Raw genomic sequence first — 24,288 nt, forward strand, 5'->3', positions numbered from 1 at the left:
CTCAGGCTTCCAATACTCCTCTAAAGAACAGCAATAACGATCGTAGCAACGACGATATTTTTCTGCTAATAAATCGCTTAACTCCTTATTTTCTTCTTCGGTATTTGATGCTTTTACGGTATAAACCTCCAGTTCCTCTGCATCAAGTGCAAACCAGAGGATCTTCCTTATTATTTCTTCTGTATTACGAGCGGAACCGTCGTAGCGCGCATCCATTTCCCGAAAAATCTTAGAGCAGCCGATTATGACTAAAACATAATCGGATTCGTCGTAAAAAGAAAGTTTTATTTCTCTGCCATTGTGTTCTATCCAATGCTCTGCTGTGCCCTCAATTCGGAAATTGACGTACGCCTCGAAGAATTTCTGAGACACATCTACCCATGCAAGTCTTGAATAATACTCCATACGCTACCTCCTGCTGAAGCAATAAAAGCTTGTTTACGGATTACTTCTTTGAAAGCTTCTCTCTTAATAGTTTCTCAACCTCAGGCTGCTCGAAATATTTCCATCTGGGTTCTATATAATTCTGTGATATTGTTTCTTCCGCCTCATCAGGTGTGCAGCCAAGGATATTCTGGATTATCTCAGCAATAACATAGTAAGCATGACCATATCTGTTCCTTAGATATGTTGCCGAACCATACTCAGCATTCCAGACCTTTTCTGCACGACTTTTGTATCTTTCCTGATTTAAAAAGGCATCTCCTTCTGGTGTACGCAGCCAGGCTTTATAGCTTTCTGATCTTGCTTTTGACTGTGCTCTTCGTTCGGAAGCTAATTGATTTTTATACCTTCTTTCTTCCTCTGCTCTGCGAGCTCTTTCCTCCCTGTCCCGCGCATCAGCGCGGCGACGTTCTTCTGCTTCACGCTGCTTCGCTGCACGCTGTTCCTCTTCTCTCAGCATTTTCCGCTGAGCTTCTGCAAGTATCTTTGCTTCTCTTTCAAGACGAAGTCTTTCGTCAGCCGAAAGAGAGCCGTGCGGATTATCCCAAGCCATAGTCAAACCTCCCTGATTCTGAGCGGTCTACGTTTGTTTTACTGATGTTATTATAGCACGTCTGACATCCTCAAAAGAGGGTATCTTAAAGCAGTGTCAATATATATATATTCAGGAGTTTATGGCTAAAACAATAAGGCATACCATATCATATATTTAATAGCATTGCCTTCATTTAATCGCTTTTGGAATACTTCTTATATGCTTTTGCTATATCGTCTCTCAGTTTCTGTCTGAGGGAAGCGGGTGAAATGATCTCAACAAAATCGAAAAATCTTCTCGCCCATATAAGCATATTATCCTGCGTACTTTCGACCTTGACGATCATCATTTTTTCGCCTGTTTCAGCGTCCTTCTCATTTGATTTTATCTCATAATCTCTGCCGAAATAATCCACTATCTCAGTTATAGCCCATTCAGGACATCTGAATTTGATAGTTTCAGGAGTTCCGCCCCACATCATTCTGTGAGTGCTGATATATTTATAGGTATCAACATTTTTAGAAGCTCCGGCAATACTTGTTTCCGGGTATATGTCTTTGGTTTCGATCAGCGTAACATCACTGATTCTGTCTATTCGGTAATTGCTTATCCTGTCCGGAGCACTGTTATCGCTGTGTTCACGACTACATACAAGATAGTAGAAGCCGTCGCTGAATACAGTTCTGTAAGGATTTACAGTATAAACTTTATCATCACCATTCTTATCAGTTTCATAGTAGAGAGAGCCACTCGGCTGACGGGCAACTCGGTGAAACTGTATCTGCTTTTTCTCAATTATTGCCTTATGTATTACTTTCAGATTCTTATCAAAGTCTGTGGTCATGACTTTCGTCTTTTTTTGATTATTCAGAAGATACGGACGAAGCTCTGAAGTAAGATTCTTTGAAGAAAGTGTCAGCAGTTTTTGAATCAGCTCCTTGCGTTCAGACAGCTTTATATACTCGCACGAACTCACCATGTCAATGAGGTATCTCAATTCGTGGTCGCTGAATAGGTGTTCAATTCGGATATTAGTCTTCATTTTTTTTCCGTTCTTGGCACCGCTCTTATAACTGCCGAATATATCGCTCTTTTCTTCAAGAAATCTCTCAATCGCTTCAAGACTGGTGTCGAGCGTTTTAACATTTATCTCACGCCGCTCGCCGAATTCCGCTGCAATCAATTCAAGAACTCTCTTTTTTTCAAGCATATGATTTTCGTCAGTATACTTTAGCAGGACATATAAGACCATAAGCTTGGAATCGGTGATGTAGTCTTTCCACTCTTCCTTTGGTTTTTTATTTTTTGGAAGCATAATTAAACTCCTATTTTTCAGATCGATGTATCCCTGAAAGACGTTATTTCTCAAATTTCTTACTAAATCAGGAATAGTTATTTCCTCATCTCATACGAAATGTTTTATTATTAATCCATTGACAATTTCCGTGTTATTCTATTGCATAATAATTAATGTGTAATCAATAATCAGATAAAACAAGCTGTATATAGCCGATTTTTAATTGTTGAGCAGACATTGATTATCTCGTTATTTTATTAATTTTAAAAACAAATAAATACTGCTTTACAATAGCATTATATCAGATTTTATATATTTTTTCAATATGATAGCAGAAATTTTACATTTTTGCTATCCTTTGAGCTTCTTCGTAAAATAATTACTGACTTAAGAAAAATGATATAGTTTATATAGAAAAAGCCTCCCGAGGGGAGGCTTTAACTATCATTCAACAGGCAGATCTATAAATGTAGGCTCATGCTTAGCTTCACGGACATATCTCAGCATATCCTCTCGTAGCAGGCGGACTGTCGAAGTATTGATACCCGGATGTCCGCAAATGTATTCATCGCTCATAAGGTCGTTATCTATGACGAGCTGTATGTTGTTATCCGTGTCGAATATAAGCTCCAGTGCTGATACTGAGCCAGGGATAGTATGCAGATACTCCTGCATCTTATCAGCCTCCGCAAAGGATAGACGGGCACAGTTCAGCTGCGATGTCAGGAACTTGGTCTTGAATGGCTTATCACCTGGCATAAGGAGCATATAGAAGCTGGTCTTCTGACGGTTACAAAGAAACAGGTTCTTGCATATCTTAGCTCCAAGTACCTTTTCTATAGCAAGACAGTCTTCCATAGTATCTGCGTGGTCGTGGTCAGCACGCTTGTAATCTATACCAAGAGAATCAAGTATATCGTATATGGCCATTTCAACTTCGGAACGAGTATCTGTTGGACGTCCGCTGTAAAGAGTGCTATCTATATTCATCATCTTACTCCTTTGATCATTATTTCTAATATTGCATTAAATGTCGCTTCGGGTATAGAACGTACTTCTACCGCTGCCATGTTTTAGAAGAAGTCCCTGATCAACAAGCTGCTTGATAGAATTCTCAACCGAAGCCTTGCTGATTGTCGGACAAAGCTCCATGACTTCACTCTTTGTGAACTTACCGATCTTATTATAAACTGCACGACGTACCATTTCTATTGCCGGCAGCTTTTCCTCGACCAATGCAACACGTTCCTCAAAATCACGATACGCAGCAAGTATAGTCTGCAACAAGTACTTTATGAAAGGAGCAGGATCTTCTTCGCCTTCGTTCCAGCCTTTCTGACACAGCTCTAAAGCGTCGTAGTACAGGTTCTTGTTCTTGGCTATCTTGCTTTCGAGGGAGATATATCGGCCGATTACATAACCAGAACGATACAGCAACAGAGTTGTGAGAAGGCGGCTCATTCTGCCGTTGCCGTCATTGAACGGGTGTATACAGAGAAAGTCATGGATAAACACAGGTATCAGAAGCAATGCATCGATATCCTGCGTCGCAATTATGCGATTATAGCTGTCACATATTGCTTCGATAGCAGCTGGTGTTTCATATGGCGGCAGAGGAGTGAATAATACGAATTCACGTCCATTAGCATCTGTCGCACTAATATAATTCTGAGAGTTCTTGAATGTACCACCGATGCTTTTATGGGAATACTTATATAAGTCACGGTGGAGCTGGAGAATGTAGTTCGATGAAATAGGTATATACTCGAAGTTCTCGTGAATAGTATTCAGTACATCACGGTATCCCATGATTTCTTCCTCGTCACGGTTTCTGGGCGTTGTCTTGTCTTTGACAAGTTGTAGCAGTCGGGTGTTAGTGGTTCTGATGCCTTCAATCTCATTGGATGCTTCTGTACTTTGAACCTTTGCAATCTCAATAAGGCGGTCAAGCTCGGCAGGTTTCTGTTTCAGATAAAGCTCCTGTCTGCCTTTATATTCGTGAATCTGGGCTACAAGACCGATGATCTCACTGTCCCATGAACGTTTTGCAAGTTCGCTGTAATCAAAGTTTCTCATAAGCTCACGCTCCTTTCTCATAATTATAATCGTTTTTAGGAGAAAAGTCAAGTGATTAGGCAATAATATCTCCTAAACTCTATTATGAATTAGGAGACAACTATTATTCATTACATTATATAATAGCTCCATTGATATAATCAGCACATTAATACGAAACAGTTGTTTTCTTGAAGTATTCATTCATATATAGAATCAGCTCCCGTATAGGGAGCTGGCTTCTTTCTTATCGTTATACTGCCTTTCAGTCGTGTGCATTCCGTGTGCATTTCGTGTGCATTACACCTGTTTTTTGTGCACACGGAGCTTCAAAATTGCAGTTTGAACTGTTGCGGATAGGTAAGAGAAAAGCCTGTATTTCGGCGTTTTTCTCGAAATACAGGCTTTATCGTTCTGGCAGGGGCAGAAGGACTTGAACCCTCGGCACGCGGTTTTGGAGACCGCTGCTCTACCAACTGAGCTATACCCCTATACTGATTTAGTTGCTGACAACAATAATATTATATCAGAAAGCGTGGTTGGTGTCAATAGGGAATATATATTTTTATATTTTAACAATAATTGGTGTGCCTTCTGTTGATATTTTTCTGATTCTATGGTATAATGAATCAAAAAGATACATGGAGGGGATTGAATGCTCAGACCGTACGAAAGAGCCGTTTACTATTATGAGACAGACAAAATGGGAATAATGCACCACTCAAACTACATAAGGATATTTGAGGAAACGCGCATCCACTTCCTGAGCGAAGCGGGAATGCCTTTTCCCGATATAGAGGCGCAGGGGATACTTATGCCAGTGCTGTCTGTGGAGTGCGGTTATCTTCGTCCGCTGAGATTTGGCGACACTTTTACTGTGGAGCTCCGCATAACAGACTTCAACGGTGTCAAACTCGGAGTAGAGTACACAGTGTGCAACAAAGCCACAGGCGAGGTATGTGCTAAAGGCAGGTCATGGCACTGCTTCACAGACGGGGAGCTGAAGCCACTGCGTATCAAGAGCCGATATCCTGCGATATACAGCATTTTTGCGGACAATATGGAGCACTGACACGAATGATTTGCATTTTCCGTATCAGTGTGTTATAATAATAGAATAGCTAAGGCAACGCCGCATCAAGCTTGTACTGAAGTTACGCCGACATATTTCTTGTCAGCTTGTATATTCTTTTCGCAGACATACGGTCTTTCGGTCAGCTTATCTTTCGGCTTTACTGACACCTCCACAACCCGGAGAGACCACGTGTGTCATGGCTTTCTGTTCATGAAGTCGGAAAATATGCACCTCAAGGTCGCTTCCTTTGGCGCAGCTGAACCGATGCAAAGCCGTCAGGCGGGCTTTGTGCGGCGCTGCCTTAACAATCCACACCAGAAGGAGAGATAACAATGGCAATCACAGAAGCAGTTGAAAACTACCTTGAAACTATACTGATACTATCGAAGGCTCAGCCCGATGTTCATGCTATAGATATATGCTCATATCTGGGATATTCGCGCCCGACGGTATCCATAATCCTGAAGAAAATGAAGGAAGAGGGGCTCGTAAACGTTGACGGCGACAACCACATCACACTGACGGATGCAGGCAGAGCGGTTGCCGAGCGTATATACGACCGCCATACCACGCTCTCGGAGCTCTTTATGCTTCTCGGAGTGAAGAAGGATCAGGCACTTGAAGATGCCTGCAAGGTTGAGCACGACCTCTCCGACGAGACCTACACGCTTCTGAAGGCACATTATCTCAAGCTCAGCGGAGGAACAAATGGAGAAGTTTGAGCAGTTTCGGGCAGAAGCACCCGTATTCGAGTATAAAGCGTACACAATAACGGAGACGGAAGAAACAGTCGAGATAGACTATGTATTCTCAATTGCGGGAGTCGCTGAATTCCACCCGGGCTGGAGCTTTCCACGTCCCGAGGGCTTTTCGGTCAAGGGCGACCTTGCGTTTGAAAGACTGGCATTCTCGCTGGGCATGGCTGAGGCAGTCAGCTACTGGAAGGCTGCCTGTTCGCCCCTTATGCGCGTGGAATGCGGCTCGCTTGACGAAGAGCAGATACGCTGGTGGAAGAAGCTTTACTTCCTCGGACTCGGCGAATTCTTCTACGTCAACGGCATAAAAACAGATATAGATACATTTATTGACATAGAGTGCAGCGGCAGCTTCTCATGCACGTCCGAGACAGAGCGCCTGCCTCTGAGTGGCTGTCTTGTCCCGATAGGCGGCGGCAAGGACTCAGCCCTCACACTTGAAACTCTTACGCAGGCAGGCATGAAATGCCGCTGTTACGCGATAAACAAGCGTAATTCGATAACCGCAACGGTGCTCGCAGCAGGTCTGCCCGAGGACGCGCTCATAACTGCAAAGCGCCGTTTTGACCGCTCTCTCGTTGACCTCAACAGCAAGGGCTATCTGAACGGACATACGCCTTTCTCGTCTGTGGTCGCCTTCTCAGCGGAGGTGACTGCCTATCTCAACAGGCTGAGATACGTCGTTCTCTCGAATGAAGACAGTGCCAACGAGAGCACAGTCGCGGGACAGAACGTCAATCACCAGTACTCCAAGAGCTTTGAATTCGAGCAGGACTTCCACAGCTACGAGGAGCGCTTCCTCGCGACGGGGATATACTATTTCAGCTTCCTGCGCCCGCTGTCGGAGTACCAGATAGCGAAGATGTTCGTCAGCCACAGAAAGTACCTTCCCGTGTTCAGGAGCTGCAATCTCGGCAGCAAGGTCTCTCCCGACATATGGTGCGGAGAGTGCCCGAAATGCCTGTTTGTGTGCTTGATACTCTCTCCTTTTCTCACGCGCAGCGAGCTCTGCGGCATCTTCGGCAGGGATATGCTCGGCGATGAGAAAATGACCGACTTCTTCTTCGAGCTCGCGGGACAGTCCGAGCACAAGCCGTTTGAGTGCGTGGGCAGCATAGACGAGGTCAACCTCGCCGTAACGCTCGCGATACGCAGATACGAAAGCAGCGGAGAGGAGCTGCCGCTGCTGATGCAAAAATACAAGGACGCAGGACTGTATCACCCCGAGACAGCCGACACGGTAAACAAGGCTTACTGCGGCAGATACAGCCACACTAACCTGCTTCCGACGGAATTTGAAACGATACTGAAAAAAGAAATGGAGCGACTTCTTTGAATAACTTTGCGGAACATCTAAAGGAAATCACTGACGGCAAAAGCGTCTGCATACTCGGCTTCGGCAGAGAGGGCAGGTCCACCTATGCCATGCTCACGAAATACTGCTCGCCCTCATGTATCGCGATAGCAGACCTCAGCAGCATCGACCGCGAAGCCGCAGGCCTCCCCGACAACGTAGAGCTGATATGCGGCAGCGCATACCAGGAGTGCCTCGACCGCTTCGATGTCGTTTTTAAGAGCCCCGGGATCGTCCTCGGCGCCTCGCCCGATGACCTCAGCTGCACGGTCACTTCGGAAACACAGGTCTTCTTTGAGGTCTTCCGCGACAAGATAATCGGCATCACGGGCACAAAGGGCAAGAGCACCGTAACTTCGATGATATACCACATACTGAAGGAGTCAGGCAAAGACGCCTATATCGCAGGAAATATCGGTATACCCGTATTTGATATCGCCGAGAAGATCGGCGACGACAGCATAATCGTCTGCGAGCTCTCGTGCCACCAGCTCGAATATATGACCGTATCGCCCGCCACGGCGATATTCCTCAATCTCTATGAAGAACACCTCGACCACTACGGCACAATGGAGAAATACTACAACGCAAAGAAGAATATCTACCTCCACCAGCAGAAGCACGACACACTGCTGATAAACTCGGAGATAGCGCCCGAGGAGAGCCCCGCCTACGTCTACACCATATCAAACACCGACCCGAAGGCTGACATCTTCGTCTCCGACGGCAGGATAACACGACCCGGTGAGGAATACGAGATTCCCACCGACAACATCAAGCTCCTCGGCGAGCATAACCACTACAACATTGCAGTTGCGCACTTCATCACGACATTCTACGTCGACGAGAAGCAGTTCACTTCGGCGCTCTGCACATTCGATCCGCTCGCGCACAGACTCGAATACTTCGGCACTTTCAAGGGCATTCGCTGGTACGACGACTCGATATCGACCGCCTGCGCGACCGCGATCGAAGCCATAAAGAGCGTTCCCGAAGCGGCTACTATACTCATCGGAGGTATGGACAGAGGCATTGACTACACGCCGCTCGTCGATTTCCTCACGCAGAGCGACATCAGCGTCATATGCATGGAAGCGTCGGGCAAGCGCGTATTTGATATGCTGCTGTCAGCGGAGCTCGAAGACGAGAAGCGCATACACTACGTTTCACATCTCCCCGAGGCGGTGAAGCTTGCCGCAGAGATAACTCCCGAAGGAAGGAGCTGCGTACTTTCGCCTGCTGCTGCGAGCTATGGCATATTCAAGAATTTTGAGGAACGCGGCGACGTGTTCAAGGAACTGGTCAAGGCGCTCTGATCAACGCGGCAGTAAAAACTGCGGGGCGGGGGAGGTTCTCGCCTCGGCAGACAGCGGCGTACCCAAAAGCAGGCAAAACCGTAACATAGTGTGAATTATCAGATCAACGTAAACATCGCCGAAGCGTTTGCCTCGGCGATGTTTTTTTGATATTGTGAAAAATTACCGCATTTTAAAAAGTGATAAATGAACTTTTAAGGATATACTCTCATTGATCGTGAATGAGGTTTTCCAGTGTTGAAAACAGCGTATCATTATCAATGGGCTTGCTGAGGTGTGCATTCATTCCTGCCTGCATACTTCGCTGAACGTCCTCGTCAAAAGCGTTTGCGGTCAGTGCGATTATCGGTATGGTTTTTGCGTCGGGGCGGTCGAGGTCGCGTATCAGTGATGCTGCTTCGAGACCGTCCATTTCGGGCATACGGATGTCCATAAGTATCGCGTCGTAATACCATGTTTCACTTGCGATGAATTTATCAACGGCTATCTTTCCGTTCTCGGCAAGGTCAACTTCTATCTCACGCATCGCAAGCACCATGGTCATTATATCGGCATTTATCTCAACATCCTCCGCAAGAAGTATTCTTCTGCCCTTCAGTTCGGCTTTTGCCGCTGCCTTTTTTGCTGAACGCTTCCTTTTCAGTGCGTTGCGGAATTCTTCGATAACATTGTTGGCGAACAGCGGCTTTGCTATAAAGCTGTCTGCACCTGCGCTCACGGCTTCTTCGAGTACATCGTCCCATTTGTACGCCGTGATTATTATTATCGCGGATTCATGACCGACTATCCTGCGTATCTCCCGCGTTGTTTCGATGCCGTCCATACCAGGCATTTTGAGGTCGACGAGTATCAGGTTGTACGGTTGGCGGCGGGCATGGCGGAGTTTCACCATTTCGAGCGCTTCCTCGCCTGAATAGGCTGCCTCACATGATACTCCTATCTTTTCGAGGACGAGCTTTGCGTGTTCACAGGCAACGGGGTCGTCGTCTATTATGAGGACGCTCATCTCGCTCGGGCTCATCTCGGTGGCGCCATTTTCATCGGCGCTGTGATCCGAGTTCATCAGCGTGACAGTGAAAACAAACTCGGAGCCCTCGCCTTTTTCGCTTCTGACAGCTATATTTCCGTTCATCATTTCGACAATATTCTTGGTTATGGCAAGTCCGAGACCAGAGCTGCTGTACTTGTTTGTTGCGGAACTGTCCTCCTGACTGAACGAATCGAAGATATGCGGAAGGTATTCATTGCTGATCCCTATTCCTGTATCGGTGACTGTGAAGCGCAGTGTGGATTTTCTGTCAAACTGTGCCGTTCTCTCGACCGTGAGCTCGACATTTCCTCCTTCGGGAGTGAACTTGACAGCGTTGCCGAGTATATTGATAAGCACCTGTTTCAGCTTCATGTTGTCGCCGATATAATGGTCATCGACCGTGCCTTTTATGCGGCAGTTGTAATTCAGTCCCTTATCCATGCTCTGACTGCTGAACATCGTGTTTATCTGTCTGAGCAGTTCCGAGAAGGAGAACTCCTCGTTTTTCAGCATCATCTTGCCCGATTCGATCCTTGACATATCGAGGATATCGTTTATGAGCGCAAGCAGATGATTTGCTGATACCCCTATCTTTTCAAGATAATCCCTCGTCTGCTGTGAAATATCGGGGTCATTGAGCGCGATGCTGTCAAGACCTATTATCGCATTCATCGGGGTGCGTATCTCGTGGCTCATGCTCGAAAGGAAAGCGCTTTTTGCCCTGCTCGCTTCCTCTGCCGTTGCAAGGGCATCGCTCAGTGCCTGACTTTGTGCCATATGTTCCCTTGTTTCCGCATCGACATCGGTAAAGCCTGCGCCGATAGCGTGGACAGCATTGTAAGTATTGTCATCAGGGGTGTGTACTCCTGCTATCCTGAGCATCTCGTAGCTCTCGGTACCGTTATATTCGATAAGATAGCGGAAGCTCAGGATATGTTCGGTCTCGAGGCGTTTCCTGATATTTTCAGGCTCGATGAACTGCTTGAAGCCTTCGCGGTAGCTCTCGGCGACTCTTTCATCCGCGTACCTTATGAACATCTCGCGGTATGGGAACTCGTCGCCTATCTGAGGACCTTCATCAGGTCCGACATATGAGCGGTAGCATATGCACTTGTCTGTGTCGAGATCGGCAAAATAAACACTGCGGTAATCAGAAGCAAGGGCGGTGATCATGTAATCCTGCTGGACTCGCTGCTGTTCCTGTTTCAGGAGCTCTTCCTGCATTTCGAGCTTGTGTTCGAGCTCGTTCTGTCTGAAGCGGCTCTCGGCCTCCGCTGCCTCCTTTTCTACTTCAAGCCGTGAAGTTCTTTTGTTCTGACGGTACAGTGTGAAGAACAGGAGAAGTATAACGGCGGATGTCAGACCTGTATGGATAAGGCTTCTCCTGATGATGCCGTTCGTGACCGTTCTTATCTCGGAGCTGATGACGCTTTCACGGATAAGGTAGGTGAGCATCCAGTCTGTTCCGTCAACGAGGATATAGGCAAGGGTCTCGGGAGTATCTCCGTATGTAAACGAGACTATGCCGTTTCTGCCGTTTTCAAAGTCGTCCCTGACCTTTTCAGCCGAGCTGCCGTTTTCAAATTCAGCATTATCAAGGGCAGAGAGAAGATTATCCTCGCTGGCAAGTCCGCCGAGGACCATATCGGTCAGGGCAACACCGTTTTTCGTGTAAATATTGCAGAAGGTCGTGCCGCTGTTGTCAGAGCTGAGCGAAAAGCCTTCGAGCATGGTGTTCATGTTGATCTCCATAAAGCACACTGCAAGCTTTTTTTCGCCGAGCGAGATATTGTCAAGCGGGACTGCGATGATGACTCGCTTATCGGTCGTGTCGTGGCCCTTGATGCTTATCTGCGGCTCGCTGATATTGTTATAGTCGATATTATAGTCGCCGATGTTATTCTGTGTGCCGAGAGAGGTGTATATCAGTCCGTTAGTGTCTACAAATGCGAATTTCTCGAGGGTATACAGCTTCTTCATCCTTGCCTGATATGCCTGAAGGTGGGCTGTGTCGCTAAGGTCTTCCTCAGTCATAAGACCGACCGCTGTTTGCAGGTCGGTGATGTTCTTTTTCAGCGCCGATGAGACTACCTGTTCGCGCCTGCCCGCAAGCTCATCAAGGTAGAGGAGACTTACGGAATTAGTTGCTTTTTCTGTATCCTGCTTAGCCTTCTGACCCGTAAGAACAGTCCCGATCATGAGGATAACGGCTATCAGAATGATACCGATGATCGCAACAGGTATGTTACGGCGTTTGCTGTTGGTCTTCATAACGTTCATATCACTCCGTTACAGGCTGCGAAGCTTTTCAAGCTGGTGCTTTGCTTCGGCAAGCATTTGAGAGTAATCGGTATCCGTTCTGCTGCGAAGGAGCTCTGTCATCTCACTGACAGGCTTCGTGAGAGGCGTGAGCGACAGATTTGCCGTCATTCCTTTCAGGGCATGAGCCGTTTCAAAGGCGCTTGCGAGGTCGCGGTCAGCCAGCTGAAGTTCGAGCGTTTCGAGTCTGTTGTCTTTAACTGCCTTCCTGACCAGCATGAGGTAGAATTCTTCCTTCCCCATACACCGCGCGATCCCTTCATCGACGTCGGCTCCGAAGTCACGGAGCTTTTCAATTGTGATCATAGTTTCCCTCCCTGATCTCTTTCGCCAGAAGCTTGTCAAATTCCTCGGACGGAAGCGGCTTTGAGAAATAGTACCCCTGTATGATGTCGCAGCCGAGTTCCCTGAGAAGGAGCATCTGTTCCTCGGTCTCCACGCCCTCTGCAATAACGGGAACTTCGAGCAGTCTTGCTATCTCTATCATTATGGCAACAAGTCGGTGATCCTTCTGATTCGTGCATATATTCCGTATGAAGTTCATATCGAGTTTCAATGCGTCGATCGGGAGCGATGTGAGCATATTCAGTGAGGAATAGCCGCAGCCGAAGTCGTCCATCTCTATGCGAAAGCCGCGTTCACGGAGCGAAGATACGGTGTCGATTATCTGCTGGGAATTGTCTGTGTATGCTGATTCCGTTATCTCGAGCAGGAGCTTGTCCGTTGTGAGACCGTTGCTCTCCGCGATATTGAAAAGAGTATCCCCGAGCTGCGGGTCGAAAATATCTACTCTCGAAACATTGACGGATACTGGAAGGTCGACTCCGAAGCTGTCACGCCATTTCCTTATCTGTGATGCTGCTTCGTTCCAGACATATCTGTCGAGCAGCTGTATCAGTCCGTTGCTCTCAAAAAGCGAGATGAACTCACCAGGGCTTACCATGCCGAATTCAGGGTGGAACCAGCGGACAAGAGCCTCCGCGCTCGTCAGGACAGGCTTGCCGCCGCTTATCCGATATTTCGGCTGATAATAGACTCTGAACTGCTTTTCGGCAAGTGCCTTATCAATATCGCTGATGAGCCTTTCCGAGTGGAGCTCCCTGCTGTGGAGCTCGGCATTGTAAAAGTCAAATCCTGTCTCGTAGGTGTTGCGGAGCTTTCGGCAGGCAAGCCTTGCGCGGTCAAATCTGCGTTCCATGTCAAGTCCGCTTCCGTCGTCGGAATATACGCCTATCCTGACGGTTATCTTTCGGTCATCAAGGAATTCGTTTATCCTTGCAACATAGCCCGGGAGCTTTGCGGCAAGGTCGTCACTGTGCGGAAGAGAGAGACAGAAGCAGTTGCTGTCGCTGCGGCAGGCAAGTCCGCCCGTATACTGCACCAGTTCATGGATAAAGCTGCCGAGCTTTTTCAGGATATGGTCGCCGTAATTCTTTCCGTAAAGCTCATTGACTATACGGAAGCGGTTGATGTCAAGAACGAGAGCGTCCATAGGTGCATTGCCGTTCTGCTGATCCAGACGCTTGCCGTATTCAAAGAAAAACTCCTTATTGAACAAGCCTGTAAGTGCATCTCTTTCGGTCTCGTGGATTATTACGGTATCCTCTGCAAGCTCGATAGCATGGCTTACGCGTGCCATGATGACCTCCGGCATATCATACGGCTTGGTGATGAAGTCAGCGGCTCCGAGCCGAAGACTTTTCGCCTCCGCGCCGCGTTCGGAAGTCAGTACGATGACCGGGATACGCCGCAGCTCGCTGTCAGATCGTATCAGCTCGAGCAGACTGTATCCGTCCATTTCGGGCATATGCAGATCAAGTATGATGAGGGAGAGCAGCAGCTTGTCCCTTTTTATCATCTCAAGAGCGAGCGCACCGTTCTCGGCATACATAATGCTGTAGCTGTCGCTGAGCATCGCTCCGAGCATTTCTCTTTCTATGTATTCATCATCGACAATGAGGATCGTCCTGCGAAGTCCCTTTTTTCGTTCAAGCAATTCTCTCATGCTAAGACCCTGCCTTTCATTGTTAATTTACAGATAGCTGCTTTGATAAAAGTCAGCTTGTCGTTGCTGTCTTGGGTCAGTCATTTCCCGAAACGATCATATGCTGATAACACAGTGATCCCTTTCGGGAACGCCATAAAATAATACCTCTATTATTAATACCCTGATTTCGTTATAATGGTTGCAGAGCTTTTGGATTATTTCTTCGCAGTGAGTCCGAAATGATAACGAGCATAAATGTTGGACACCGAGCTGAAACCCGAAGGTCTTTGCTGTTCGACTACGATCCTGTCACTGACCTGTTTGAAGCCGCTGATTTCGGTTGTAACAGAAATGTGACAAAGATCCGTCTGTGTGACTGAATGAAATACAAAATAAGAGTTAGTTAAACCTAATATTTTGTTATGATACACAAACTTTTACAGCTTATAGCATTAAGACGTTGACAAAGAGGCGAGATGGTGATATTATAAATATGTTATAAGGCACTAACTCTTTAGTGCCTGACTTGATGGAACAATGAAAGGGTGAGAAAATGATGCCGCTTAATTATGCAGAAGAGGATAAAGTACTGACTATCAAAAAGCTCGGAGGCAGTCCCGAGATTCGTCAGCACCTTGAAAACCTTGGTTTTACCGTCGGCGGGACAGTAACTCTTATAAACATTCTCGGCGAAAGTGTCATAGTCAAGGTCAAGGAATCACGCATTGCGATCGGCGCGGATATGGCACGCAGAATAATGGTTTGAACGGAGTGATAACATGAAAACACTTAGAGAAGTATCAGTCGGCTCGAAGGCTAAGGTCAGGAAGCTGCATGGTGAGGGAGCTATAAAGCGCCGTATCATGGATATGGGGATCACTAAGGGGACTGAGGTGCTCATCCGCAAGGTGGCTCCGCTTGGTGACCCGATAGAGATAAATGTGCGCGGCTATGAGCTCTCGCTGAGAAAGGCGGACGCCGAACTTATCGAGGTCGAATAAGGCTTTTGAAGGGCTGAAAAGTCCTTTTATTCAGTCAAATGGTTAGTATAATATAACTTGAAAGGAAGATACATATGGAACTGCGAATAGCGCTTGCAGGTAATCCTAACTCAGGTAAAACGACCCTGTTCAATGCGTTGACCGGCTCTAACCAGTTTGTCGGAAACTGGCCCGGAGTTACAGTTGAAAAGAAGGAGGGCAAGCTGAAAAAACACAGTGATGTTATCGTTACTGACCTTCCTGGTATATACTCGTTATCACCTTATACTCTTGAAGAAGTCGTTGCGAGAAATTACCTCATTGAGACTCGTCCCGATGCAATACTTAATATCATAGACGGTACGAACCTCGAGCGTAATCTGTATCTCACGACTCAGCTCGTCGAGCTCGGAATACCCGTTGTGGTTGCTATCAATATGATGGATATCGTTCGGAAGAACGGTGATAAGATAAATACTGACGAGCTCTCAAGACAGCTCGGGTGCAGGATAATCGAGATATCGGCGCTGAAAGGTACGGGTGTCGAAGAAGCTGCGGAGGCTGCTATATCTGCCGCAAAAAACGGAAAGACCATTCCGCAGCATGCATTCAGCGGACCTGTTGAGCACTGCATTGCTCATATCGAAGAAGCTGTTCTGCACGATATGCCCGAGGAACAGCAGCGCTGGTATGCGATAAAGGTCTTTGAGCGCGATGAAAAGGTCCTCGAGAAGCTGAATATACCCGAAAAGACAAAGTCTCACATCGAGGCGGACATCGCTGCTGCCGAAAAGGAACTTGATGACGACGCCGAATCTATCATCACGAACGAGCGCTATATCTACATCGCTGATGTTGTCAGGGCTTGCTATAAGAAGAAAAACGCCGGCAGCCTTACCTCGTCCGACAAGATAGACAAGATAGTTACGAACCGTTGGCTCGGACTTCCTATCTTTGCGGTCATCATGACTCTCGTTTACCTCATAGCTATGAAAGGGCCCGGAGCCTGGGCTACCGACTGGACTAACGACAACCTCTTCGGTGACGGCTTTCACCTGTTTGGCATCGGCTCGTCGGAATACTCCGAAAATGCTGACGAGTATGCCGGCGCACAGCAGATAATCGACGGTTACGACGCTTATGTTGAGGAAAACGGCAGCGCTCCCGTGGGTGAGTTCACTTACTCCGTTGAGGACGAGGAAACCCTTGAAACCATCGACGAGACTGCGACTATCGAGGATTACAATGATGCTCTTGCGACAGTGGAGAGGATAGGGGAGGAGCCCGATCCTGCGGACTACGGCGTGTTTGTACCGAGTGTCCCTGCGCTCATCGAAAGCGGTCTTGACAAGGTCGGCGCTGCCGACTGGCTCAAGGGCCTTATCCTTGACGGTATCGTTGCAGGCGTGGGTGCGGTCCTCGGCTTCGTTCCGCAGATGCTGGTGCTCTTCTTCCTGCTTGCGGCACTTGAAGCGTGCGGATATATGGCTCGTATCGCATTCGTTCTCGACCGTGTGTTCAGAAGATTCGGTCTTTCGGGCAAGTCGTTCATTCCTATGCTTGTTGGCGTGGGCTGCGGAGTTCCCGGTATCATGGCTTCGAGAACTATCGAGAACGAGCGTGACAGACGTATGACTATAATGACAACAACGTTCATTCCCTGCGGAGCAAAAGTTCCTTTCATCGCTATGATTGCAGGTGCTATTTTCGGCGGCTCGTGGTTGATCTCCGTATCCGCTTACTTCATAGGTATGGCTGCGATAATCGTATCGGGAATCATGCTCAAAAAGACAGTAATGTTCTCAGGCGAGCCCGCACCGTTCGTAATGGAGCTTCCTGCATACCATGTGCCCACGCTCAGCAATGTTCTCCGCTCAATGTGGGAGCGCGGTTGGTCGTTTATCAAGAAGGCTGGCTCGATAATCCTGCTTTCGACCATTGTTATCTGGTTCCTGTCACGCTTCGGAACAGTTGACGGCAGCTTCACAATGCTCGAAGAAGATCAGCTCGACAGCTCGCTCCTTGCAGGCTTCGGCTCGTTGATTGCCTGGATATTCGCACCTCTCGGCTGGGGCAACTGGCAGGCAGCTGTTGCGTCAATCACGGGACTTGTCGCAAAGGAGAACATCGTCGGAACAATGGGCGTTCTCTACGGAGGCGGCGACGGCACTGTATGGCAGTCTCTCGCAGAAAAATTCACAGGTATCACGGGCTTCTCGTTCCTCGTCTTCAATCTGCTCTGCGCTCCCTGCTTTGCGGCGATCGGAGCTATCAAGCGCGAGATGAACAACGCAAAGTGGACGGCGTTCGCTATCACTTATCAGTGCGGATTTGCCTATGCGATCGCGCTTATGATAACGCAGTTCGGCGGACTTTTCACAGGCGAGGCAAACATCATCGGTGTTATCGCGGCGGCTGCGATTCTGGCATTTATGTGCTATATGCTCTTCATCAAGAAGTACAAGGAAGCGCAGAAATTCACAGGTAAAGTCAAGACCTCAAAGGCTTAAAGGAGTGGTCATATGCTCGCATGGTTCACAGACAATCTCGGAACTATAGTCGTTTCTCTGATACTGATGTGTATCGTTGCTGCGGTGATAGTCAGCATCATCAGGGATAAGAAGCATGGCAGGGGCTCTTGTGGCTGCGGCTGCGAGCACTGCGCCATGCACGGAAAATGCCACAAATAAAATATGAGATCAGGAGCTTTTGCGAAGAGAGCTCCTGATATAATAACAATATGTTAGCATATACTAATGAAAAGGAGGGCTCTATGAGTATTGTTATCGTCGGCGGGAATGACCGCATGGCAACACGTTATCAGGATATCTGCAAATCGTTCAATCACAAGTCAAAGGTCTTCACTCAGATGCCCGCTGACTTTGAGAACAAGCTCGGTACTCCCGACCTTATGGTCGTTTTTACGGGGACCTGTTCCCATAAAATGCTCGGAGCTGTAAAGAAGAGTTCTGAGAAAAGAGGCGTGCCCGTTGAGCACGTTCACAGCTCAAGCGTAAGTGCGCTGAAACAGCTTCTTAATGATATCAATGGAAGAGATCATGTCCGAAGTTGAACGAAATGATCTTGACGATGTACTGTCCGTTTGGAATGATAAAGCCTCCGTATCGGGGGCTTTATTTGCTTAAGGCAACACCGCACAAAGCCCGCCTGAAGGCTTTGTACTGGATATGCTTGCATATTTTCCGTCATCTTGCACAGAAATTCCTTGACATACGTCAGTATGCCTGCGGAATTTCTATACAATCTGACGAAAAATCTGTCGGCGCATCTCCACCACAAGCTTTGTGCGGTATCGCCTTAACTGTTGACGAAATTATATATCTGTGATATAATTTTAATATGGAGCAATATTGACCGTTTGAGCGGCGATGAAGCCGATGTTTCAGCGGTTGGAAATGACTTTGTATGTCGGGGCGGTGATGTAAAATGAACGGTATCATGAAGATTAACGGCTACTCCTATCGGATAACGAATGAGCCCGTGACGAATGAGAACGGCAATATCTACGTTTTCAACGGTGTCAGATTGGATGCGAGCGGTAATAAGGATGCGCTCAGGCTCCTCTTCGTTAAGAAATCACTTCGTTTCGTAGATTTCAGTTCATACGGTCAGGCTGAAAAAATCGGCACGCTGCCCGCTGAATATATAGATGACAGATTCCATAAAAAGTACAGGATAGACAGCTCCGAAAACAGCAGCTTCGACTTTTACGTTGTAAAAAAGCCGAGCTATGAGCCCGAAAAGAGCACCGACAGTAAACAGGCGGCAAAGTACGCTGTGGGCGCTGCTTCGATAATAATTGTGCTCGTTCTTTTAGCTGCTGCCATCAAGGTCATAGGCGGACTGGTGAAAAACGGCGGTCCTGCCGATACGGACAGTTCGGGTACTTCGATATCGGATGTCCCCGATGATGCCGAGTTCGGTGATATTAACGGCGACGGGCGGGTTAATTCGATAGACTCTTCTCACATTCTCGCGAATTATAATAAGATATCTACAGGCGAGGAGATCTCTGAAAAAGAAAAGAGTCGCGGAGATGTGAATCGCGACGGTAAATGTGATGCAAGCGATGCCTCCCTTATACTGAAATACTATTCCTATGTTTCAACGTCAAATTCAGATATGACCTTTTCCGACTTTTGCAGCAGCTATTTCAGTGATTATTGATATCATGAGAAGCATATGGAGTAAGAATAAAAGCGCCTCGGCTGTTGTCGGGGCGCTTTGTATGTGAAATGATTTGTATACGCTATGGAACGCAAAAACGCGGTTCAGATTTTCTGAACCGCGAGTCTGTGCGCGCACGTTTGGCGCTTGAAAAGCTGTTACAAAACAGATGCGACTATGGGACGCGGGAAAAAATTCGCGGTCCAGATAAACTGAACCGCGAATCTGCGTGCGCCCGCTCGGCGTTGTAAAAGTGGAGCAATCTGAACCCCGCTTTTATTCGCCTAAAAACAGCCATTTATCACACACATATATATTTAATCATTTTGATATGTACTTTTCAAGTACCGCTTCGAGCTTTTTGAAATCGCAGCAGCGACGGGTGAGGTTTATTATTATATCGGGTGTTTCTGTTACTATATGATAAGCCGAAACTTATCTTCATGTATCTTATATCCCACAAATCAAGATTTGTCAATAGCAATTTTTGAAATTGGTTCAAGGTCAAGAACGCAACGGAAAGGCGACAAAAAAATCGCGCCTCGGAAACCGAAACGCGAAATACTTGATTGAGTGGCACAAGTCTGCCAAATGGTCTGAGTCTGACGCCCTTATTATAACATACTTATTAATCTTTGATTAAATCTGTATAACCGTATTCAATCAACTTGCTATGTATTGTATTAAATTCTTTTTTTAGAGAAGGATCATCTTGGGTTCTTTTGATTAGCTTCTTTAGCTTTTCGTTTCCATCTATTTCACCACGAATGTATATAGTATTCTTTACCATATTAACAAGAATTTTAACTGCATTATTGCGATTGATATCCCACTGTTTATCAACTAAATCAACCATAGAATCACTCAAAAAGTCAATTTTGTTCTGGCTCCCTTTTTCAATGCACGCCCATATACTACTATCCAAATTTGAAAAAAGAAGCGCAATATTTGCAAGAGAATCAAACGTATAATTATCAATGATTATTCCATTTTGATTCATAATACCGCATATAACGCTAATTAAATCCTGCTTTCTGTTATTCTCAACAATCGAATCTGTGATGTTGATTATTAGTTCATTGATAATTTGTGCATTTCTTACTTTAATTAGTGGAGTAAGAAGCCAATCATTTATGTCTTCACCTTCAAAGTAAAGCCATACAATAAACCTTACTAAGCGCACACATATATACTCGTAATCTGTTGAGTTCCCGGAATCTATCAACAATCTGTCTATATACTTTTTCATTTTAATGATTATAAAAGCCTCTTTTATGTTATGAATGCTGTTTGAACAAACGAACGAGATGAAAGAACAGTATTCGCTTAGTATAATCTCTTGGTTTTCACTAAGCCATGATGGAGCAATAATGTATAACTGATCAACTTCCATGGATAGCATTGATTTGACCAATAATAAAGCATCATTGGAATTTGATGATAAAACACTGTCAATAAGGTTTATTGTTTTTCTTCTATATTCTTCATTATTAATTATAACCGCAATTCTAATTAGTATTTTAAGTGAAAGAGAAAACCAGCTGTCTTGAACTATAACAATTATTCTATCCATACTAAAATCAGAAGGAAAAGAAAAAAACTTCATGAATCTTTTTTGTCGCGATCTTATACATTCAAACATTACATCGTACAATTTACACATGTAAGTATTGGAATCAAATTCAGAGAATAATGATGAAAAAAACTTAAAGCTTTCATATGCTATTGCTTTTATTATTTCTTGATTTTCAACCTCATCACCAATTATTGTGCATATCATTTTTATAACATTAATTAAATTATCCGCATATTTAATTTGTGGATTACTGCATAATCCCTGTATTATGTAAGGTAAATACTTTTGGGGAATAAGAGCTATTGAATCAATTTCATCATATATCTTATCCGGATCATTATGGCAAATTGTTTTTACAGCTTCTCCATAATCATACACAGTGAATTCTTCTAAGTCTTCATTTTCAAGCAATTTCGCAATTTCACTAAAAGTAATTACAGTCATTTGGTCAGCAAGCTCTTTATCATTCCCACCTAATCTAAATTTAAACCTTATGCTACAATTCCTTTCATATATATCAGGATATTTAGATATGTTATCAATTCCCGTTATGTTATTTAGATATTCTTTCGCTAAGCAGTGTTTTTGTGACAAGAGGAAAAGAAAATCATATCTTATAATACATATGTATTCGCATTGCTTATCGTCACTTATACCGACTACGAGATATCCACCTCCAGCATTCGCAAAAGAACAAACATCACTTCTGAACTCATATTTTTCTCTGGTAATCATGTCTTTTTTATCCTTTGGAATCTCTAAGAATGAAAAATTCTTCTTATAATCAATATATTCGTTTTCACGGTAATCAGGGTTATCAATAAGGACTTTCAGATCCTCTTCGTTGCATTCAAGGAATGATTTTTTGTTTATAGTTGGAAGCATATAGCTGCTCCTTTCTAATACCATGTTTTAATTCATGTTGTTCTTGACAAATAGAATACTTAAGTTTATTATAATACATTTCATACAAAAAATCAACAGATTCAAGCGAAATTATATTAATGTAGTAGCAAATTATACGTCTATTCTATTCATAAATAGTATACTTGTTATATGAAATAGCGCCTTCTAGCGTTTTAGGGGCAGTATAGGTGGAAAAGCTTATGGTATTAAATAGTATAAAAAGGCGTATGCATAAATCGCATACGCCTTTAACTATTTACTGCTGATTCTGTTCAGTTCGGTAGTTTTTTTGACTACTAAGTTTAAATAAATACAGATTATTCAGAATACTTCTCATTGAGGTATTCTGATATTGAATTTATGACTGTGTCTGCTTTTTTTATCTGCTCATCAGCCTCCTCAATAGAAACAATATAAAAATCCTGATAGTCTGCTTTTTCACGCAATCTATATGCTGAACTAATTATTTTGGAGATTTCACGGCTGAATACATCGGTTTTAACGTAGTTAAGGTTAAAATATGATATAATTCCGGAATGCTTACTTGAATCAAACCCATCAAGCGCTAAAACAGCTCTAAGAGCGTGGAATATAGCATAATAAGAACGATTTACCGATGAACGAAACTCAGTAGCATCAAACAAAAGTCTTGCCGCTTTCAAATCACCTTTAGCAGTATCCAATCTATACTTGGAGAGGTCAATCACGCTGCTGTCCATAGTTTATTCCCCTCCTTTGAAAGATTCTTATAAAAAGGTACTACTTCCTTCCACTGCTCATACATTTTCTCTTCAATATCGACAATTGAGAAAACTCTGCCATATTTCAAATTCAGATTGACCATAAGCTCGCTTAAACCATCTTCCTGCTCTGAGGAAAGCGATTGTTTTAGGAGTACAGCTACGTCAACATCTGATTCGGCAGAATCTGTTCCTCTTGCCACCGAACCATACAACACTATTGCCGCAAGATTGTTCTTCATAATAAGGAGTAACCCATTAATTAGTTCATTGATTGCTTCTTGGCTTAATGATATGCTATTCATATCGCAACTCCTTTCGCTATTTCATGGCTACATTATACCATATCTAAAAGAAATAATCAAGTATTATTAAAACTTTTTCACAGCTTCAATCTAAGTGGTAATAAGCATATTCAATTATGATTCAAGCCTATAATTTGGACTTTATCTCGTACCCGCCCTTGAAAGTAACCGATATCTCCTCAATATTTAGCACTTTTACACATTCAACAACCTTCCGTACAAGGACATCATCATATTCTTCAAGTCGGAAAGGCGTGTTACCAATTTCAGCTTTTAATTCCTCGGCGAGCTTATTTTGCTCGAAATCAGCCTTTGATTTAAGAGAAATCAGCGTCTGACTGAGCTGTTCTTCCTCATCAAACAGCTTTGCAAACTCGCTATCGAGTGAATCCGAAGCACAAGCTCCTGTGGCTATAAGGTTTACAAATTCATTGCGAGCTTGGTTTATCTCTTTGAGCCGCCGCTCAATTTTCTGTATCTCGTTGCCGCTTGTTCCTGAAAGAACTGTACTTGTCGCAGATTCCAGCACCTTTGTCACGTCATCGCCGCAGTTATAGAACTCGTTTATTGCTCTCACGATGGCGTTATGAAGCGGTTGCTCGTCTATTGCAGGAGATTTACAATACTTCGGACCATGCTCAAGGCGGTTAATACACCGCCATACCGTCCTGTCCCTGTTATGAGAAGTCCAGCGGCAACGTCTACAAGCTGTACCGCACTCGCCGCAAATGAGAAGTTCGGTCAGGGCGTACTTACTGCTGTACTTGCTCTGTTCGGTAGGATTCTTGGTGCTTGCTGAACGCTTGGAATTACGCCGCGCGATTTCCTGCTGTACTCGGTTGAATGTGTCACGGTCTATTATTGCAGGGTGGCAGTCGCTGACATAGTACATAGGTCTTTCGCCTTTATTCTTAGCTGTTTTATGAGTGATACAGTCAACCGTGTATGTCTTTTGGAGGAGACAATCGCCTATATACTTCTCGTTTTCAAGTATACGCTTGACCATTGAGTTTACCCATAAGCCTGTGGAACTCCTGTTGGGGTAATTATGCTCATTCATATAATCGGCGATCACCCGATGAGATTTCCCCTCAAGGAAAAGCCTGAAAACTGTTTTGACCGCTTCAACTTCTTCGGAAACAATTTCAGGCTTGCCGTCAGCGCCTTTTCTGTAGCCAAGCCAATGTGAGTATTGGTATCTAACCTTACCGTCCTTGAACGCCATTTGATTTCCGAGTGTTATATTTTTGCTTATGGATTCGCTCTCAGCTTGGGCGAAGCTACTATACAAGGCAAGAATGAACTCGCTCTGCGCTGTCAGCGTATTTATATTCTCTTTCTCGAATATAACGCCTATACCGAGGCTTTTCAGAAGCCTTACATTGTCGAGGCAGTCAACAGTATTTCTTGAAAAGCGGCTTGTGGA

The 24,288-nt window shown here is 45.1% G+C and carries 22 protein-coding genes and 1 tRNA gene; 10 read left to right on the plus strand and 13 right to left on the minus strand.

Translation table 11 applies throughout. The features are described 5' to 3' along the window. The 6 genes from BMX22_RS14815 to BMX22_RS14840 form a co-directional block, all read right to left on the minus strand. The coding region (locus BMX22_RS14815) for a hypothetical protein (RefSeq protein WP_143055554.1) at positions 1-405 on the minus strand (405 nt) is incomplete at its 3' end. A 40-nt stretch (positions 406-445) separates the two neighbouring features. Then, complete coding sequence (locus BMX22_RS14820) at positions 446-997, minus strand: hypothetical protein (protein ID WP_074743335.1); 552 nt, start codon at positions 995-997, stop codon at positions 446-448. A 175-nt stretch (positions 998-1,172) separates the two neighbouring features. Then, on the minus strand, positions 1,173-2,294 hold the full coding sequence (locus tag BMX22_RS14825; RefSeq protein WP_074743336.1) for a helix-turn-helix transcriptional regulator: 1,122 nt from the start codon (positions 2,292-2,294) through the stop codon (positions 1,173-1,175). A 426-nt stretch (positions 2,295-2,720) separates the two neighbouring features. Further along, positions 2,721-3,266: a prolyl-tRNA synthetase associated domain-containing protein gene (locus BMX22_RS14830; protein WP_074743338.1), complete on the minus strand. Its 546-nt coding sequence runs from the start codon at positions 3,264-3,266 to the stop codon at positions 2,721-2,723. Between the two features lie 36 nt (positions 3,267-3,302). Next, entirely contained in the window at positions 3,303-4,352 is a 1,050-nt protein-coding gene (locus tag BMX22_RS14835) for a Fic family protein (protein ID WP_074743371.1), read from the minus strand. A gap of 394 nt (positions 4,353-4,746) precedes the next feature. After that, positions 4,747-4,822: transfer RNA gene (locus BMX22_RS14840), tRNA-Trp, on the minus strand. Positions 4,823-4,986: 164 nt separating this feature from the next. On the opposite strand from BMX22_RS14840, the gene BMX22_RS14845 reads away from it, so the two are divergent. The 4 genes from BMX22_RS14845 (at position 4,987) to murD (ending at position 8,831) form a co-directional block, all read left to right on the plus strand. Then, positions 4,987-5,403, plus strand: coding sequence for an acyl-CoA thioesterase (locus BMX22_RS14845; RefSeq protein WP_074743340.1), 417 nt, complete (start codon positions 4,987-4,989; stop codon positions 5,401-5,403). A 335-nt stretch (positions 5,404-5,738) separates the two neighbouring features. Continuing rightward, positions 5,739-6,128, plus strand: coding sequence for a metal-dependent transcriptional regulator (locus tag BMX22_RS14850; protein ID WP_074743341.1), 390 nt, complete (start codon positions 5,739-5,741; stop codon positions 6,126-6,128). Continuing rightward, entirely contained in the window at positions 6,115-7,497 is a 1,383-nt protein-coding gene (locus BMX22_RS14855) for a hypothetical protein (protein WP_074743343.1), read from the plus strand. The genes BMX22_RS14850 and BMX22_RS14855 overlap by 14 nt, the downstream gene beginning before the upstream one ends. Then, positions 7,494-8,831, plus strand: a complete 1,338-nt coding sequence (gene murD / locus BMX22_RS14860; protein ID WP_074743344.1) for a UDP-N-acetylmuramoyl-L-alanine--D-glutamate ligase — start codon at positions 7,494-7,496, stop codon at positions 8,829-8,831. Before BMX22_RS14855 ends, murD begins: the two co-directional genes overlap by 4 nt. Positions 8,832-9,039: 208 nt before the next feature. Here murD and BMX22_RS14865 read toward each other — a convergent pair whose 3' ends face one another. Genes BMX22_RS14865 through BMX22_RS14875 form a run of 3 tightly spaced genes read right to left on the minus strand, consistent with a single transcriptional unit; the run spans position 9,040 to position 14,185 of the window. Next, on the minus strand, positions 9,040-12,141 hold the full coding sequence (locus BMX22_RS14865; protein WP_074743346.1) for a response regulator: 3,102 nt from the start codon (positions 12,139-12,141) through the stop codon (positions 9,040-9,042). A 9-nt stretch (positions 12,142-12,150) separates the two neighbouring features. Further along, on the minus strand, positions 12,151-12,486 hold the full coding sequence (locus BMX22_RS14870) for an Hpt domain-containing protein (RefSeq protein WP_074743347.1): 336 nt from the start codon (positions 12,484-12,486) through the stop codon (positions 12,151-12,153). Continuing rightward, a complete protein-coding gene (locus tag BMX22_RS14875; protein WP_074743349.1) occupies positions 12,473-14,185 on the minus strand; it encodes a putative bifunctional diguanylate cyclase/phosphodiesterase in 1,713 nt (570 codons plus the stop codon). Before BMX22_RS14875 ends, BMX22_RS14870 begins: the two co-directional genes overlap by 14 nt. A gap of 538 nt (positions 14,186-14,723) precedes the next feature. Between BMX22_RS14875 and BMX22_RS14880 the strand changes: the two genes are divergently transcribed. The 6 genes from BMX22_RS14880 (at position 14,724) to BMX22_RS14905 (ending at position 19,335) form a co-directional block, all read left to right on the plus strand. Further along, positions 14,724-14,933, plus strand: coding sequence for a FeoA family protein (locus BMX22_RS14880; RefSeq protein ID WP_413777962.1), 210 nt, complete (start codon positions 14,724-14,726; stop codon positions 14,931-14,933). A 13-nt stretch (positions 14,934-14,946) separates the two neighbouring features. Next, complete coding sequence (locus BMX22_RS14885; RefSeq protein WP_074743353.1) at positions 14,947-15,168, plus strand: FeoA family protein; 222 nt, start codon at positions 14,947-14,949, stop codon at positions 15,166-15,168. Positions 15,169-15,242: 74 nt separating this feature from the next. Continuing rightward, positions 15,243-17,657: a ferrous iron transporter B gene (gene feoB / locus BMX22_RS14890; RefSeq protein WP_074743355.1), complete on the plus strand. Its 2,415-nt coding sequence runs from the start codon at positions 15,243-15,245 to the stop codon at positions 17,655-17,657. Positions 17,658-17,669: 12 nt separating this feature from the next. Next, on the plus strand, positions 17,670-17,837 hold the full coding sequence (locus BMX22_RS14895) for a FeoB-associated Cys-rich membrane protein (RefSeq protein WP_074743357.1): 168 nt from the start codon (positions 17,670-17,672) through the stop codon (positions 17,835-17,837). Positions 17,838-17,920: 83 nt separating this feature from the next. Continuing rightward, entirely contained in the window at positions 17,921-18,220 is a 300-nt protein-coding gene (locus tag BMX22_RS14900) for a DUF2325 domain-containing protein (RefSeq protein WP_074743359.1), read from the plus strand. Positions 18,221-18,594: 374 nt separating this feature from the next. Beyond that, positions 18,595-19,335, plus strand: a complete 741-nt coding sequence (locus tag BMX22_RS14905; protein WP_074743361.1) for a dockerin type I domain-containing protein — start codon at positions 18,595-18,597, stop codon at positions 19,333-19,335. A 628-nt stretch (positions 19,336-19,963) separates the two neighbouring features. On the opposite strand, the gene BMX22_RS14910 is transcribed toward BMX22_RS14905, so the two are convergent. From BMX22_RS14910 to BMX22_RS14925, 4 genes are all read right to left on the minus strand, one after another. After that, positions 19,964-21,796 (minus strand): helix-turn-helix domain-containing protein, encoded by a 1,833-nt coding sequence (locus BMX22_RS14910; RefSeq protein WP_074743363.1) that lies wholly within the window; start codon positions 21,794-21,796, stop codon positions 19,964-19,966. 338 nt (positions 21,797-22,134) lie between these two features. After that, positions 22,135-22,536, minus strand: coding sequence for a HEPN domain-containing protein (locus tag BMX22_RS14915; RefSeq protein ID WP_074743365.1), 402 nt, complete (start codon positions 22,534-22,536; stop codon positions 22,135-22,137). After that, positions 22,521-22,862, minus strand: coding sequence for a nucleotidyltransferase family protein (locus BMX22_RS14920; protein ID WP_074743367.1), 342 nt, complete (start codon positions 22,860-22,862; stop codon positions 22,521-22,523). The genes BMX22_RS14915 and BMX22_RS14920 overlap by 16 nt, the downstream gene beginning before the upstream one ends. 127 nt (positions 22,863-22,989) lie before the next feature. After that, the coding region (locus tag BMX22_RS14925) for a recombinase family protein (protein WP_074743369.1) at positions 22,990-24,288 on the minus strand (1,299 nt) is incomplete at its 5' end.

Source organism: Ruminococcus sp. YRD2003, assembly GCA_900109435.1.
GTDB lineage: Bacteria > Bacillota > Clostridia > Oscillospirales > Ruminococcaceae > Ruminococcus > Ruminococcus flavefaciens_G.